16 protein-coding genes and 1 tRNA gene are annotated in these 14,440 nt (G+C 51.0%); 15 read left to right on the top strand and 2 right to left on the bottom strand.

From position 1 onward, the window contains the following. Position 1 precedes the first annotated feature (1 nt). The 14 genes from BQ7397_RS07960 to gloB all read left to right on the top strand — a co-directional run bounded on the left by BQ7397_RS07960 (position 2) and on the right by gloB (position 12,434). Positions 2-2,002 (top strand): DHH family phosphoesterase, encoded by a 2,001-nt coding sequence (locus BQ7397_RS07960; RefSeq protein ID WP_077075553.1) that lies wholly within the window; start codon positions 2-4, stop codon positions 2,000-2,002. Continuing rightward, a complete protein-coding gene (gene rplI / locus BQ7397_RS07955) occupies positions 1,999-2,445 on the top strand; it encodes a 50S ribosomal protein L9 (RefSeq protein ID WP_077075552.1) in 447 nt (148 codons plus the stop codon). Before BQ7397_RS07960 ends, rplI begins: the two co-directional genes overlap by 4 nt. Further along, the gene (dnaB, locus tag BQ7397_RS07950; protein WP_077075551.1) at positions 2,445-3,773 is read left to right on the top strand and encodes a replicative DNA helicase; all 1,329 of its coding nucleotides are present in this window, start codon (positions 2,445-2,447) and stop codon (positions 3,771-3,773) included. The genes rplI and dnaB overlap by 1 nt, the downstream gene beginning before the upstream one ends. Positions 3,774-3,782: 9 nt before the next feature. Further along, positions 3,783-4,601: an undecaprenyl-diphosphate phosphatase gene (locus BQ7397_RS07945; protein WP_077075550.1), complete on the top strand. Its 819-nt coding sequence runs from the start codon at positions 3,783-3,785 to the stop codon at positions 4,599-4,601. Between the two features lie 349 nt (positions 4,602-4,950). Then, a complete protein-coding gene (locus BQ7397_RS07940) occupies positions 4,951-5,175 on the top strand; it encodes a FeoA family protein (protein ID WP_077075549.1) in 225 nt (74 codons plus the stop codon). Between the two features lie 8 nt (positions 5,176-5,183). After that, positions 5,184-5,432 carry a FeoA family protein gene (locus BQ7397_RS07935; protein WP_077075548.1) on the top strand — a complete coding sequence of 83 codons (249 nt, stop codon included), beginning with the start codon at positions 5,184-5,186 and terminating at the stop codon, positions 5,430-5,432. After that, positions 5,429-7,534 carry a ferrous iron transport protein B gene (gene feoB, locus BQ7397_RS07930; RefSeq protein ID WP_077075547.1) on the top strand — a complete coding sequence of 702 codons (2,106 nt, stop codon included), beginning with the start codon at positions 5,429-5,431 and terminating at the stop codon, positions 7,532-7,534. The genes BQ7397_RS07935 and feoB overlap by 4 nt, the downstream gene beginning before the upstream one ends. A gap of 9 nt (positions 7,535-7,543) precedes the next feature. Next, complete coding sequence (locus BQ7397_RS07925; RefSeq protein WP_083703474.1) at positions 7,544-7,693, top strand: FeoB-associated Cys-rich membrane protein; 150 nt, start codon at positions 7,544-7,546, stop codon at positions 7,691-7,693. A 228-nt stretch (positions 7,694-7,921) separates the two neighbouring features. Next, the gene (locus BQ7397_RS07920) at positions 7,922-8,089 is read left to right on the top strand and encodes a DUF362 domain-containing protein (protein ID WP_077075546.1); all 168 of its coding nucleotides are present in this window, start codon (positions 7,922-7,924) and stop codon (positions 8,087-8,089) included. A 255-nt stretch (positions 8,090-8,344) separates the two neighbouring features. Then, entirely contained in the window at positions 8,345-9,484 is a 1,140-nt protein-coding gene (locus BQ7397_RS07915) for an aminotransferase class V-fold PLP-dependent enzyme (protein WP_077075545.1), read from the top strand. Beyond that, complete coding sequence (locus BQ7397_RS07910; RefSeq protein ID WP_077075544.1) at positions 9,477-9,704, top strand: putative Se/S carrier protein; 228 nt, start codon at positions 9,477-9,479, stop codon at positions 9,702-9,704. Before BQ7397_RS07915 ends, BQ7397_RS07910 begins: the two co-directional genes overlap by 8 nt. 4 nt (positions 9,705-9,708) lie before the next feature. Continuing rightward, complete coding sequence (locus BQ7397_RS07905) at positions 9,709-10,476, top strand: acyl-CoA dehydratase activase (protein WP_077075543.1); 768 nt, start codon at positions 9,709-9,711, stop codon at positions 10,474-10,476. Positions 10,477-10,500: 24 nt separating this feature from the next. Then, positions 10,501-11,661: a double-cubane-cluster-containing anaerobic reductase gene (locus BQ7397_RS07900; protein WP_077075542.1), complete on the top strand. Its 1,161-nt coding sequence runs from the start codon at positions 10,501-10,503 to the stop codon at positions 11,659-11,661. Positions 11,662-11,741: 80 nt separating this feature from the next. After that, positions 11,742-12,434 carry a hydroxyacylglutathione hydrolase gene (gene gloB / locus BQ7397_RS07895; RefSeq protein ID WP_077075541.1) on the top strand — a complete coding sequence of 231 codons (693 nt, stop codon included), beginning with the start codon at positions 11,742-11,744 and terminating at the stop codon, positions 12,432-12,434. Positions 12,435-12,487: 53 nt separating this feature from the next. Here gloB and BQ7397_RS07890 read toward each other — a convergent pair whose 3' ends face one another. After that, a complete protein-coding gene (locus tag BQ7397_RS07890; RefSeq protein ID WP_077075540.1) occupies positions 12,488-12,958 on the bottom strand; it encodes a hypothetical protein in 471 nt (156 codons plus the stop codon). 134 nt (positions 12,959-13,092) lie between these two features. Between BQ7397_RS07890 and BQ7397_RS07885 the strand changes: the two genes are divergently transcribed. Then, positions 13,093-13,169 (top strand) — tRNA-Pro (locus BQ7397_RS07885). A 47-nt stretch (positions 13,170-13,216) separates the two neighbouring features. On the opposite strand, the gene BQ7397_RS07880 is transcribed toward BQ7397_RS07885, so the two are convergent. Further along, entirely contained in the window at positions 13,217-14,122 is a 906-nt protein-coding gene (locus BQ7397_RS07880; protein ID WP_077075539.1) for a copper amine oxidase N-terminal domain-containing protein, read from the bottom strand. Positions 14,123-14,440 lie beyond the last annotated feature (318 nt).

Below are 14,440 nucleotides of genomic sequence, written 5' to 3'. Positions count from 1 at the left end.
TATGAATGAGTCATTTTCACTGAAGGATTTTTACTTCTACCTGGCGGTGATCGCCTTGTTGGCGATCGCCTTGTTTTTCTACAATCCCGTATTGGGCACCATGGGCGCGGTATTTTTGGCGTTCGCGGCGTCCTATGCCTATAGAAATATAAAAAAATACAACGGCCGCTTTAAGGATCACTTTACGAATCTGCACAAGGATTTCGAAAAGATTACGGAGCGGACTATTTTTTCCATGCCCTTTCCCATGGTGGTCACCGATGAAAAAGGGACCATCGTGTGGCACAATTCCCTCTTTGGCGATATTTTCGACACAGATATTTTACAGGGCAAGTCGTTGTCTGCCTATGTGGAAGATTTGGCCGGCGAAGACAAAGGCCTAAAGGCCGTGGAAAACGGCGCCGCCGTGGAAATCAAGGAGATGCCTTACCGGGCCTTTAATACCCGTGTGGAGCTTCAGCGGGGCGGCAAGGAGGATGTGCTTACCCTCTTTTATTTCGTGGACCACAGCCAGTACAAGCACATGGAAAAGCTCTATGAAGACAATGCCGGCGTGGTTATGGTCGTGGAAGTGGATAACTTCGACGAGGTGGTGGATGCAGCGCCCACGTCGAAAAAGCCCCTGCTCATTGCGGAAATCGACCATCGCATTAACGAATACTTCCGCTCCAAGGGAGCCTTGGTTCGCAAATTCCAAGAGGACATGTATCTGGTGGTCATGCGCAAATCGGACATGGACACGATTTTAGAGCAAAAGTTCGACATTTTAGACGAGATCAGGGAAATCGACGCGGGCACCACGGTGAGCGTCACCATATCCGCCGGCGTCAGTCGCCCGGGCCTGTCCTTTACGGAGGCCTATAAAGAAGCGGACACCTGCTTAGACGTGGCCCTGGGCCGCGGCGGCGACCAGGTGGCCCTCAGAAGCGACGATACCTACACCTATTTCGGCGGCAAATCCAAGGCCGTGGAAAAGCGAAACAAGGTCAAGGCCCGTGTGCTGGGGATCGCCCTCAGACAGCTCATCGACAAATCGCCGCGCATCTTTGTTATGGGCCATCAAAACGCGGACATGGACGCCATCGGCGCCGCCGTCGGCGTCATGCGGGCCGTATTAAATCAAGAAAAAGAAGGCTATATCGTCTTAGGCGATGTGAATCCGTCCATCGAGGTCCTGGTGAAGGTAATGAAGCGGGAGGAACCCGAGCTGTTTAAGCGAATGATTACCGGCGAGCGCGCCGAGGAATTGATTCGCCAAAAGGACCTTGTGATTCTCGTGGACAATCACAAGCCGTCCTTTACGGAGCATCCGCCTCTTCTGGAGCGCACCTCCAATGTGGTGGTCATCGACCATCACCGCCGAGGCGGGGAATTCGTCAGCAACCCCTTGCTGACCTATATCGAGCCCTACGCCTCCTCCACCTGTGAGCTGATTACGGAAATGCTCACCTATATGTACGACGACACGGAGCTCACCAATTTCGAAGCCAACGCCCTCATGAGCGGTATCGTCGTGGATACGAAGAACTTTACATTTAAAGCCGGGGTGCGCACCTTTGAGGCGGCGTCGGTTTTAAAGCGTGCCGGCGCGGACATGAGCCAGGTACGGTATTTCTTCGAGGACGATTACGACACCATCGTCTCTCGGGCGGAGGTGGTACACAATGCCCGGATTATTTTCGACAACATCGCCATTTCGAAGCTGGATGAGGATATGCCCAATTCCGTTCTCGTCAGCGCCCAAGCCGCCGACGAGCTCCTGGGCATTCACGGCGTGAAGGCCTCCTTCGTTCTGAACAAGAAGAAAGACGTGATCCATATTTCCGGCCGCAGCTTCGGCGACATCAGCGTACAGCTGATTTTGGAACAATTAGGCGGCGGCGGCCACTTAAATATGGCAGGCGCCCAAGTGAAAAACGGCGATATCGACGAAGTGGAACAGCAATTAATCGACGCCATTTCCGATTATTTAGAAAAAGAAAAAGGAGAAAAGGAAGCATGAAAGTCATCTTATTAAAAAACGTAGATAAATTAGGAAAAGAAGGCGACTTAGTGGACGCCAAGAGCGGTTACGCCAGAAATTTCCTCTTCCCGAACAAGGCCGCCGTGGAAGCGACGCCTGAAAATATGAAAAACTGGAAAGAAATGAAGGCAAAGGAAGCCGCCGACGAAGCGGCCCGCATCGAAGAAGCCCAAGAGCAAAAGAAGCTGTTGGAATCCAAGGTGGTGGACTTAAAGGCCAAGGGCGGAGCCAACGGTAAATTATTCGGCGCCATTACGGCAAAAGACATTGCCGATCGCATGAACGCCATTTTCGGCGTCAAGATCGACAAGAAAAAAATCGTCCTCACGGAAAACATTAAGACCACGGGCAAGCATCAAGTCGTCGTCAAATTGTACGGCGACATTTCCGCCGACGTGGATCTGGTTATCGACGCGGAATAATGGTCGAGAGGGCAGAGGGGCGGACGCCGCCCTACGACGAACAGGCGGAGGCGTCGGTTTTAGGCGCCATGCTGTTGGACAAGAGTGCCATTACCACGGCGGTGGAGATTATTCACGCCGAGGACTTTTACTACGACAGCCACAAGGCCATCTTCGAAGGCATTATGCGCCTCTACAACAAAAATGAGCCCGCCGACATGATCACCCTGTCCGATTTTCTGAAAAAGAGCGGACAGCTTGAGGCCGTCGGCGGCTATACTTATTTAGGCAGGCTCACCTCCGGCGCCGGCGCCGTGAGCAATACGGAAGCCTATGCCAATATTATTAAGGAAAAGTCCACCCTGCGGGCTTTAATTCGCGCGGGCGGCGAAATCGTGGAGGACAGCTACAGCGACGAAGACGATGTCTCATCCATTATCGAAAAAGCGGAGAAATCCATTTTCGACATTACCCAGGACAATCAACGAAACGGGCTGATGATGATGCGCGATGTCATGGTGGACACCTTCGATGTCATGCAACAGCGCTCGGAAAACAAGGGAGGCCTTACGGGCCTTACCACGGGCTTTATCGATCTGGATAGAAAGACATCGGGCATGCAGAAGGCGGATTTGGTCCTTCTCGCTGCCCGTCCCTCCATGGGCAAGACCGCCCTTATGGTGAATATCGCCACCAACTCCGCCTTAAAGGCAAATGCCAAGGTGGCCATGTTCTCTTTGGAAATGAGCCGCAACCAATTGTCTCAACGGATCCTGTCGTCTTTAAGTCACGTGGATCTCATGAAAATTATTTCCGGGGACCTGACCACGGAGGAATGGTCCAAGGTCATCGAGACCATGACCTATATGAACGAAATGGCCATCTACATCGACGACACGGCGGGGATTACCCCCCTGGAAGTGAAGGCCAAGTGTCGCCGCTTAAAGGCGGAAAAAGGGCTGGATCTCGTCGTCATCGACTACCTGCAGCTCATGGAAGTGGGCGGCCGCGCCGAGTCCAGGCAACAGGAAATTTCCGCCATCTCCCGTCAATTAAAGGGCATCGCCAAGGAGCTGGACGTGCCGGTCATCGCCCTGTCGCAACTGTCCCGTGCGCCGGAAATGCGGGCCGATCACCGGCCCATCCTTTCGGACCTTCGGGAGTCCGGGGCCATCGAGCAGGACGCGGACATCGTCATGTTTCTCTATCGGGACGAATACTACAATCCCGACACGGAGAAGCAGGGCTTGGGCGAGCTGATTATCGCCAAGCACCGAAACGGCCCCACGGGCACGGTGGAACTCCTGTTCAAGGGCGAATACACGAAGTTTGTCAACCTGCAAGCCTAGGGAGGAACAATGGATATTATAAAAGTGTTACTCTTGGGGATCGTGGAAGGGGTCACGGAATTTCTTCCCATCTCCAGTACGGGCCACTTGATCTTGGCCCACGAATTTATCGGCCTCGACCCACAAAGCTTTCAAAACGCCTTCGACGTCTGCATCCAGCTGGGCGCCATATTGGCCGTCGTGGTTCTGTACTTTAAAAAACTCTGGCCCTTTAAGAAGGAAGAGGGAAAAGTCGTCGCGGAAAAAGACACCTTCATGCTGTGGCTGAAAGTCGTCGTCGGCGTCATTCCCTCGGCGGTTTTGGGCTTTCTGTTCGACGACTTTATCGACGAGCACCTCTTTAAGCCTCAAGTGGTGGCCGCCACACTAATCATCTACGGGATTTTAATTCTCGTCATCGAAAATCGAAACGAAGGCAAGCATTTAAAGGCGAAAGTGAGCAGGGTAGAAAACATACCCTACGCCATGGCCTTTGCCATCGGCCTCTTTCAATGCCTGGCCATGGTGCCCGGCACCAGCCGAAGCGCCGCCACCATCTTAGGGGCCTTGCTTCTCGGCGCGAGCCGCGGGGCGGCGGCGGAATTTTCATTCTTCCTCGCCATTCCCACCATGTTCGGCGCCACCTTATTAAAAATCGTGAAAAACGGCCTGGCCTTCAGCGCCTACCAATGGTTTTTAATTCTATTGGGCGCCGTGGTGAGCTTCGTCGTGGCCGTGGTGGTCATTCAAAAATTCATGGACTACATCAGAAAGCGGGACTTCAGAATCTTCGGTACCTACCGAATCGTTTTGGGGCTCATTGTCTTTCTGTACTTCACATTCTCGTAAAAGCGCGCGGGTCAACCGCGTGTTTTTTTATTTGAGAAAAGAAATTTTTAACAGCGCCATAAAAAAAGTCGAGAACAATTAACCCGGGTTTACGTGAGCTAAGAAAATCTCGACAAATCCACGAACAAGCCGACAAAAATTAACCCGGGTTTATTTGAGAAAAGATTCTGCGGCGAAAAGGGGCTTTGACGATTGTTTTGATTATAAATTAGAATGAGAACCTTTCTTGTTTCCTTGAAAAGAAATGTATTGGATGTTATAATTTTGCGGTGAGATGTGTTTTCATTGAAAGGCAAGTGTCTTTTTCTTTTGGCTCTTGACTGATAACCGTTATTATAAGGAGATGCATATGAATTTAATCGTTGCGCCGAAAAACGTGGATCTGAAGGTGCTAAGGGTGCGGGATCAAAAATTGGACAAGAGCCAAATTACCCACTTGCAAAACCTGGGTTTTGTGGAAGGCGCCAATTGTCGTGTTGTATCGGAGGTCCAGGGGTCGCTGATCGTCATCATCAAAGGCGTACGCGTCGGCTTGGGCAAAGATTTGGCTGAATGTATTCGTATCACAGTGTGAGGTGTAGCATGAACTTGAATCAAGCGTCGGTAGACAAGTATTACGCGGTGAAAAAGATCAATGGGCAAGGCCCATTGAAGCGCCGCATTATGGACATGGGCATTACGAAGAATACCGTGTTGTTCGTAAGAAAATTTGCTCCCTTGGGGGACCCCATTCAATTAACCGTGCGCGGTTATGAATTGAGCCTCAGAAAGGCCGATGCGGAGCTTGTGGAAGTGGAAGAAACACAAGGACCGAAGGAGGAAGAGGCGTGAGAATTGCATTAGCGGGCAACCCGAACAGCGGGAAGACCACCTTATTTAATGCCCTGACCGGCTCCCACCAATTTGTCGGGAACTGGCCCGGTGTTACCGTAGAAAAAAAAGAAGGGAAGTATAAAAAGGACACCAGTGTCACCATTACCGACCTTCCCGGGATTTATAGTTTAAGCCCTTACACGCTGGAAGAAGTGGTAAGTCGGAAGTATTTATTAAACGAAAAACCGGAAGTAATCATCAACATCATCGACGGGGTGAACTTAGAGCGTAACCTCTACCTAACCACCCAACTCTTGGATTTAGGCATTCCCGTCGTCGTCGCCGTGAACCGTATGGACGTGGTTCGCAACAAGGGCGATGTCATCGACCGCTCCGGCTTGGAAGAGGCACTGGGCGCACCGGTGGTTGAAATTTCCGCTTTAAAGAAGGAAAATCTCGACGGGCTCATGGAAATGGCGAAAAAAGCCCACGATTCCGAAGCGAATAATCACGTCTACTACGACGAACACCTGGAAGATGCGGCGAAAACCATTTACGATATCGCCCCCACCGTGGGAGGATTGACCGCCAAGCGCTTCTACGCCTTGAAACTCATCGAAGGCGATCAAAAGCTCGGGCTGAATCTGAGCGCCGATGAAGAAAAGAAGATTGCCGACGTCATTACGGAACTGGAAGAGTACTACGAGGATGACGGCGAAGGCATTATGACGGAAATGCGCTACAATGCCATTGCCGGCATTGTCGAAGGCAATTATAAGCAAGGCAAACGGGGCATGAGCACCAGCGATAAAATCGATGCCGTGGTCACCAACCGCGTCCTGGCACTGCCCATCTTCGTCATCATTATGACCGGCATCTACTTCATCAGTGCGAAGCTGGTCGGCGGCCCCGTCACCGACTGGGTCAACGATACCTTGCTCGGCACCTACGTCGCCGATGCCATCAGCAACGTCGTCTCCTCTTTGAATACGGCACCGTGGCTTGAATCCCTCGTTATGGACGGGATCGTCGCCGGGGTCAGCGCCGTCTTGGGCTTTTTGCCTTTGATCGCCACCCTGTACTTCTTCCTCGCCATTATGGAAGATGTGGGCTACATGTCCCGTATCGCCTTTATCTTAGACAGAATCTTTAGAAAATTCGGCCTCTCCGGCAAGAGCTTCATCCCGATCCTTATCGGTACCGGCTGCTCCGTTCCCGGGATCATGGCCACGCGTACCATCGAAAACGAAAACGACCGCCGCATGACCGTCGTCGTCACAAGCTTCATGCCTTGCGGGGCGAAAGTGAACCTCATCGGCCTCTTCGTCGCCTCTTTCGGCTTCTGGTACTTCTTGCCCATCGCCTACTTCTCCGGCATCATCGCCGTTATTATTGCGGGCTTAATGCTCAAGAAGACTTCGATCTTCCAAGGCGATCCGGCACCCTTCGTTATGGAACTTCCGGAATACCACATTCCCTCGGCAGAAAATGTCTTTAAGAGCGTATGGAGCCGCTGCAAAGCCTTCGTGAAAAAGGCCGGGACCATCATTCTCGTAGCCAGCATCGTCATCTGGTTCTTGCAAAACATCTCCGTCCACGGCGAATTCGTGGAATTTGCGGAAAACCAAGACAGCATTCTCGCTGCACTGGGCAAAATCATTGCCCCCATCTTTATTCCCTTGGGCTTCGGCACATGGCAAGCCACCGTGGCCAGCATCACCGGCCTCGTGGCCAAAGAAGCTGTCGTCTCCACCTACGGCATCATCAACGGTGTCGCCGAAGGTGCCAGCTTAAACGCCTTCGTCGCCACCCAATTTACCTTCCTCGGCGCATTGGCATTTATGCTCTTTAACCAATTAAACGTTCCTTGCTTCGCCGCCACCGGCGCCATTCGCGAGGAAATGCAATCGAAATTCTGGACCATGTTCGCCCTGGCTTTTCAAACGGGCTTCGCTTATGCCATCGCCCTCATCGTCTTCCAAATCGGACAACTGATCGCCGGCGGTTCCTTCACTGTATGGACCGGCGTGGCCTTTGTCCTTCTGGCAGTCATGATTTGGGCCATCGTAAGAAAACCCAGAGTCAAGGACGTACCCATCGGTCGCGAACAATTAAATTAAGGAGATACTATGGGAACCATTATTGTACTGGCCGTCGTAGGCTTAGCCGTCTTCGGCGCCATCAGATCCATGCGCAAGTCCCATGATGAAGGCGGCTGTTGCGGCTGCTCTCACTGCGGAACGGCAAGCTGTGATCACGAACACGATCATAGCCACTAATAGTAAATGATAAAGAGGATGCTTCGGCATCCTTTTTTATTGGAGCCCGACTGCAAAATTCAAAGTGATTTACTATGATATGTGAAAAATCGTCGGAAAAGATTGTATTATTTTCAATTAGACCTTGAAATACATGGCGGTAATGATATAATGATTCCAGAAAGCAAACTTATTGAGTTTAGGTATACGCACGCTGCACATACCTGAATAATTCATGGAGGTATCATTATGGCACATAAAATTACCAGCGACTGCATCGCTTGTGGCGCATGCAAACCCGAGTGTCCCGTTGACTGCATTTCCGAAGGCGACATCTATTCCATCGACGAAAATGCATGCATCGACTGCGGTTCCTGCGCATCCGTATGCCCTACCGGTGCTGCACAACCGGAATAAAATGGGATAAAAAAAGACGTTCTCCGCAAGGACGTCTTTTTTTTTTGCAAAAATTTTCGCCCGGCAGAGTGACAAACGATTAAGCGCCATAGATGGTCATAGCAGGGCGAGAAGTCATCAATTCTTTTTGGCTATCACGTGATAGAGAAAGATGATACGATAGGATCATCTATAGGATCTTTAAATAAGTTGATTTTTCATACAATACTTACGTGAAATTTGCTATATTAGACATAGATTCGAAAGGAGGCATCTATGATTTATTTAGATAATGCGGCCACGTCCATGAAGAAGCCGAAGGAAGTGGAAGAGGGCATTTTAAGCGCGCTCAATTCCCTGGGTAACGCCGGCCGAGGCACGGGACAAAGCGCCCTCGAGGCGGCCCGCGTGGAGTACAGGACCCGCGTAATGCTTTCGGATCTTTTTCACGGTGAGGGAGCCAAGCATGTCGCTTTTGCTCTCAATGCTACAGAGGCGCTGAATGCGGCCATCAACGGCACCATTGAAAAGGGCGATCACGTGATTACCACGGTGACGGAACACAATTCCGTCTTAAGGCCCCTGTACCGCATCGGTTGCGAGCTGGACTTCTTGCCCGTCGCAGGCGAGGAAGAAGTGGATCTGTCCGGCCTCGAAGGGCTCCTCAAGCCCAACACGAAGGCGGTCGTCGCCAATCACGCCTCCAATGTCACGGGCAATGTCCTGGACATCGAGCGACTCGGCGAATTTTGCCGCGCCCACGGCCTCCTCTTCATCGTCGATGCCAGCCAAACGGCGGGGGTCGTTCCCATCGACGTGGAGAAATGCCACATCGATATCCTGGCCTTTACGGGACACAAATCCCTATTAGGGCCCCAAGGGACCGGCGGCATTTACGTCAGAGAAGGCGTGGACGTCAAGCCCTTTAAGGTGGGTGGAAGCGGAATCGACTCCTACAACAAGCATCATCCCGATGCCATGCCCACCCGTTTAGAAGCGGGAACGCAAAACGGCCACGGCATTGCCGGGCTCCACGGCGCGCTGACCTTTTTAAAGGGCGTGAGAATTGAAACGATCCATGCCCACGAAGAGGCCTTGCTGATCCGCTTTTTGGAAGGACTTTCCGCCATGGACAATGTCACCGTCTACGGCTCCAAAGATCCGAAGAAGAAGACCGCCGTCGTCAGCTTGAACATTCAGGGCATGCCGTCCTCCGTGGTCGGGGAGAAGTTGGAGTCCCGCTACGGCATCGTCGTTCGCACCGGCGCTCATTGCGCCCCCTTGATTCACGAGGCCATGGGTACCCGAGATACGGGAGCGGTACGATTTTCTTTTTCCTACTTCACCACGGAAGAAGAAGTCGACGCGGCCCTTCGCGCCCTGGATGAAATCAGAAAGGAGTCCGTCCATGAGTGAGACGCTTATCGTCACCTTTGAAAATGTAACCGACGCCATGGCCATGGAAGAGGCCGTAGAGGCGGCGGGTCTCGACGGGAAGCTCATTCCCCTGCCCGATGCCCTTTCCGCCGGCTGTGGTTATGCTTGGAAACACGCCTTAGAGGAAGAGGCGGCTCTCACTGCCTTAATCGAAGAAAAACAATTGGATTACACCAAGATCCTGCACTGGAAGGAGTAATGCCTTGGAATTTATCGGAATCGACATCGGATCGACGGCTGCGAAGGTGTGGGGCTTTGGCGACAAAGACATCCACTTCGTTCAGCCCACAGGTTGGAGTTCGGTGGAAACGGCGCGGGGAATTGAAAATCATCTCCTGCGCCAGGGAATCGACGTCAGAAGCGACGACGTGCGCGTCGTGGCCACGGGCTACGGACGCATCTCCGTCGACTTCGCCGATTTCGTCATCACCGAAATTACCTGCCACGGCCGGGGCGCCAGAGAGCTCGCCGGTGGAGATGTAGGCGTGATCGACGTCGGCGGTCAGGACACGAAGGTGATCCTCGTGGAAAACGGCATGGTCAAAGACTTCATCATGAATGACAAGTGCTCCGCCGGTACGGGTAAATTTTTGGAAGTGATGGCGAACCGTTTGGCCGTGGATATCACCGAACTTTTCGAAATGGCGAAAGAAGGGGAAGAGATCGCCATCAGCTCCCTCTGCACCGTCTTTGCCGAATCGGAAATCATCAGCTACATCGGCGAAGGCCGGGATCGCGAAGACATCGCCGCAGGTGTCGTCGACTCGGTAGCCAACAAAGTCGTGGCCCTAACAGGGCGCATGGATTTTCCCGAAAAAGTCATCCTGACCGGCGGTTTAAGCCAAGTACCTTACTTTTCAGAGATACTGTCGAAAAAATTGGATCGCCAAGTCATAGGAAACGAAAAGGGTCAATTCGCCGGCGCCATCGGCGCGGCCCTGTTGGCGAAGGAAAAGAAAATCAGAAACTAAACATTGGGAATATAGGAGGAAAACATGAAAGAAATTATTAAGGACTTACCGGAAATTTTTGACGAATTTGCCGACGCAAGAAAAACCGGCTTCATGAACGTGAAAAAGATCAAAGACCAAGACATCCCCGTCGTAGGCACCTACTGTACTTACTTCCCCCAAGAGCTCGCCAACGCCATGGGCCTTGCCACCGTGGGCCTCTGCTCCACCAACGACGAACCCATTGCCGAAGCGGAAAAAGACCTTCCGAAGAACCTGTGCCCCTTGATTAAATCCAGCTACGGCTTCGGCAAAACCGACAAATGCCCCTTCTTCCACTTCTCCGACGTGGTCATCGGCGAAACCACTTGCGACGGCAAGAAAAAAATGTACGAAATGATGAGCGACTTTAAAGACGTCTACGTTATGGAGCTTCCCAACTCCCAATCCGCCGACGCCCGTGAGCTGTGGAAAAAAGAAATTTACAAAGTCGTCGACTTCCTTGAAAAACGCTTCGACAGAAAGCTCACCTACGACGATTTGAAAAAAGCCATCGTCATGACCAACGACATTCGTCGCGCAAGACAAGATCTTTGCGGAGTTATGGAAAACGAACCGACTCCCGTCAACGGCTTCGACATTCACACCGTGTTAAACTCCAACTTCTATAACTTCAACAAAGAAGCCATTCCCGAGGAATTAGATAAATTAAGAGAAAAGATCATGAGCGAATACGATCCGTCCAAACGGGAAAAGAAACCGAGAATCTTAATTACCGGTTGCCCCTCCGGCGGCGCTCCGCAAAAAGTTATTAAAGCGTTGGAAGACAACGGCGCCGTCGTCGTCAGCTTCGAAAACTGCATCGGCGAAAAACAATCCCAATACTTCGTCGACGAAAGCGGCGAAACCATCGACGACCTGCTCGACGCACTCTCCAACCGCTACATCAACATCGGCTGCTCCGTTATGACGCCGAACCCGAATCGCTTCGAACTGTTGAGCTACCTCATCGACAAATACAAGGTGGACGGCGTCGTCGAAATCGTCTTAACCGCATGCCACACCTACAATATCGAATCCTCTGCGATTCAAAAATTCTGCAACGAAGAAAAGAACATTCCCTACATCGCTGTAGAAACCGACTACTCTCAAGCAGACGTCGGCCAATTGAACACCCGCTTAACCGCATTTATCGAAATGCTGTAAAAATAAAAACGTCGCTTCGGCGGCGTTTTTTATTGTAGGGAAAAGCCTTCGAAGGGTATGAATTCAACGAGGTGAATAAAATGAATATCATGCCCCTGCCGGCACTGTCGGACAATTACATTTGGATCATCGAAAAAAATAATCGCATCGTCGTCGTGGACCCCTCGGAATCGGATCTGCTTCTTGAGGTCATAAAAACAAGAGGCTACGAGCTCGAGGCCGTGCTCCTGACCCACAAGCACCAAGACCATATCGGCGGCGTGAGAAAGCTTATCGCCGCACACCCGGCGCCGGTCTACGGCCCCAAGGAAACGGGCGCCATCGCGGAAATCGTCTCAGGCGGCGAGACCCTCGCCCTTCTCGGCGAAGAAGTGAAGGTCATGGCCACGCCGGGTCACACGGAAGGGCACGTGGCCTATCAAATGAAAGAGCATCTCTTTATCGGCGACACTCTCTTTCTTTCAAGCTGCGGCCGCGTCTTCAGCGGCGATTACGACGCCATGTTTAACACCCTCGAGGAAATAAAAAAACTGGACGAGGACACCATCGTCTATCCCGCTCACGAATACTCCCTGTCCAATTTGGAGCAAACGGTGAAGGCCTATCCCACCGAGGCCGTGAAAGAAGAGCTGGAGCGTGTGCGGAAGCTGCGGGAGGCGGGGAAAGTTACCTTGCCCACCACCATAAAAAAAGAAAAAGCCGTGAATCCCTTTCTGAACTTCGACGATGTGAAAAGCTTTAAAGCCTATCGCGAGCTAAGGGACCGCACGTAAAAAAGCGAAGGAAAAATCCTTCGCTTTTGCTTTACAGACGACATGCGCTGCATTTAAGACAGCTCGCGGATGCCTTCGGTGATGTTTTTTAAATGAGCCTTGGCCTGCTCTTGCATAGCCTTCAGCTCCTTCGGCGCAAAGCGGGGGACCATGTCCTCCAGCTCCCGCAGGATCTCCAGCGTGCCGCATTCCACGCGCTCCGCAAGCTCCAACACGTCCATTTGGCTCTTCACCTTTTTTGCCCTGTCCGAAAGCTTTTCGGGATCGGACAAAAGCGTGCGCCCCAGACGCAGACGGAAGTAGTGGTAGTCTTCTTTATCCACCGCCCAACCGCCGTCGGCCTCGGCCTGCTTCGCCAAATCTAAAAAGATAGCGTGCTGCTCGTCGCTGTCCCTTGCCATGGTTTCAAAATAAGAATCGCCGAGCTCTCCGTCGTCGGCAAAGCGACGATACAGCTGTGCCGACACCGATTTATTCTCGGCCAATGATTCTAAAATAGCTTTTCCATCTACACGTAAACTCATATACCCTCCTCTAAATGACTTTCATATTGTACATCACAAGCGTGCATTATAGAAGCCCTTCGGCGAAAAAATAAAAATATAGACAAGCCCTCTTGCAAAGACAAGGTAAAGTTGTTATAATACTGTTGTTACATCGAGATGTGGCGCAGTTTGGTAGCGTACATGTCTGGGGGACATGGGGTCGCAGGTTCAAATCCTGTCATCTCGACCAATGAAAAAGAGCTGAATCGTGATTACGGTTCGGCTCTTTTTGTTTTATTATCGGCCAATAATTTCGATAAAGCTGTTTTTATATTGATTAAATTCATCACGGGACAGCGAACGCTCAATTCTCAAAAGATAGTTCTTGTGAACGTAGTTGGACTCACTTAAAATGGGTGCGGCATTACCGATGGTATTAATGTATTTTTGTCGCTTCACTGCATCCTTATAATTTCTGAAGACCTCGATACTTCCGCCTAACGGATCGGTTGGATCATATTGTTCGATGCGGTTATCGGCAAAATTAACTTTGCCGATGTACTGGCCGGGTTTTCCCATAAGATTGTTTACATCATTTTTTTCGTTATAGCTTATGATATTGGAGATGGGCAATCCCTTTTTTGCGAGATTCTCGGCAACTGCGGTAGCATTTAAAGGTTTAGTGCTTGCCACAGGTTTTTTCGTTTGCGGCTTTGCCTTGGGTGCCGTATAGCCTTTGCCCACGATCACCGTGCGATTGGTGCCGTCCCAATCCACGGGCATTTTGTAAGCTTCTGCAATAAATCGAATAGGCACCATGGTTCTGTTATTGATGATAACCGGCGCCGCCTCCAATTCGTAATATAAGGAGCCTGTGGCCGCGGCTTCTTCCGCCGCCTTCGGTACCTGTTTGTCGCCAATGGTCAAAAGAAGCGATTCTTTGAAGTCGGGGCGTCCGTCGATCAACTTATAAGTCATAACGGATTTTGTTTTTGCATCCCATTCCACTTGCAAACCTAAGTTTTCGGAAATAACCCGCAGAGGAACGAGGGTGCGATTATTTTGGATAAGCGGCGCAACATCGGTTTGGACGTAAGAACCGTTGATCCACAACTTAATCGCTTGCTGTGCTTGGGCGCTTGAGCAGTTGGAAAAAAGAAGTATCAATGTGAGAAAAACAGGCAATAGGAATCTTTTTTTCATGAGGTCCTCCTTATGTAATTCGGCAAGTAAAAGCGTGCATCTATGTCAAAGCGCGAAGCGCTATTTTTTCAGGAGAAGATGGCGCCCGGTACAATTACGATATTTCCTTTTTCAAATGTTATATTATTTTGAAAAGACTACAATGTCAAATTGAAAAAACTCCGTTGAATGTGACCTGATACGGATCGATTCGCTCGGTCCGTTTTTTATCGGTAAGATTATGGAAAGCATTCGTTCTGTGTTATACTCATCATAGACTGAAAAGAAAGATGTATTCAAAAGGATTGAGTGTGCTCGGTCCTTTTTTCTTGAGAAGAG

Source organism: Aedoeadaptatus urinae (genome assembly GCF_900155585.1).
GTDB lineage: Bacteria > Bacillota > Clostridia > Tissierellales > Peptoniphilaceae > Aedoeadaptatus > Aedoeadaptatus urinae.
This window is presented reverse-complemented; position numbering and strand designations above follow the sequence as displayed.

Excerpts from the sequence above, each read along its gene's own strand:
- BQ7397_RS07945 (WP_077075550.1), top strand. The coding sequence starts at position 3,783 with ATGGATATTATAAAAGTGTTACTCTTGGGGATCGTGGAAGGGGTCACG.
- BQ7397_RS07935 (WP_077075548.1), top strand. The coding sequence starts at position 5,184 with ATGAACTTGAATCAAGCGTCGGTAGACAAGTATTACGCGGTGAAAAAG.
- BQ7397_RS07920 (WP_077075546.1), top strand. The coding sequence starts at position 7,922 with ATGGCACATAAAATTACCAGCGACTGCATCGCTTGTGGCGCATGCAAA.
- BQ7397_RS07940 (WP_077075549.1), top strand. The coding sequence starts at position 4,951 with ATGAATTTAATCGTTGCGCCGAAAAACGTGGATCTGAAGGTGCTAAGG.
- dnaB (WP_077075551.1), top strand. The coding sequence starts at position 2,445 with ATGGTCGAGAGGGCAGAGGGGCGGACGCCGCCCTACGACGAACAGGCG.
- BQ7397_RS07910 (WP_077075544.1), top strand. The coding sequence starts at position 9,477 with ATGAGTGAGACGCTTATCGTCACCTTTGAAAATGTAACCGACGCCATG.
- BQ7397_RS07915 (WP_077075545.1), top strand. The coding sequence starts at position 8,345 with ATGATTTATTTAGATAATGCGGCCACGTCCATGAAGAAGCCGAAGGAA.
- BQ7397_RS07925 (WP_083703474.1), top strand. The coding sequence starts at position 7,544 with ATGGGAACCATTATTGTACTGGCCGTCGTAGGCTTAGCCGTCTTCGGC.
- BQ7397_RS07900 (WP_077075542.1), top strand. The coding sequence starts at position 10,501 with ATGAAAGAAATTATTAAGGACTTACCGGAAATTTTTGACGAATTTGCC.
- gloB (WP_077075541.1), top strand. The coding sequence starts at position 11,742 with ATGAATATCATGCCCCTGCCGGCACTGTCGGACAATTACATTTGGATC.
- BQ7397_RS07890 (WP_077075540.1), bottom strand. The coding sequence starts at position 12,958 with ATGAGTTTACGTGTAGATGGAAAAGCTATTTTAGAATCATTGGCCGAG.
- rplI (WP_077075552.1), top strand. The coding sequence starts at position 1,999 with ATGAAAGTCATCTTATTAAAAAACGTAGATAAATTAGGAAAAGAAGGC.
- BQ7397_RS07880 (WP_077075539.1), bottom strand. The coding sequence starts at position 14,122 with ATGAAAAAAAGATTCCTATTGCCTGTTTTTCTCACATTGATACTTCTT.
- BQ7397_RS07960 (WP_077075553.1), top strand. The coding sequence starts at position 2 with ATGAATGAGTCATTTTCACTGAAGGATTTTTACTTCTACCTGGCGGTG.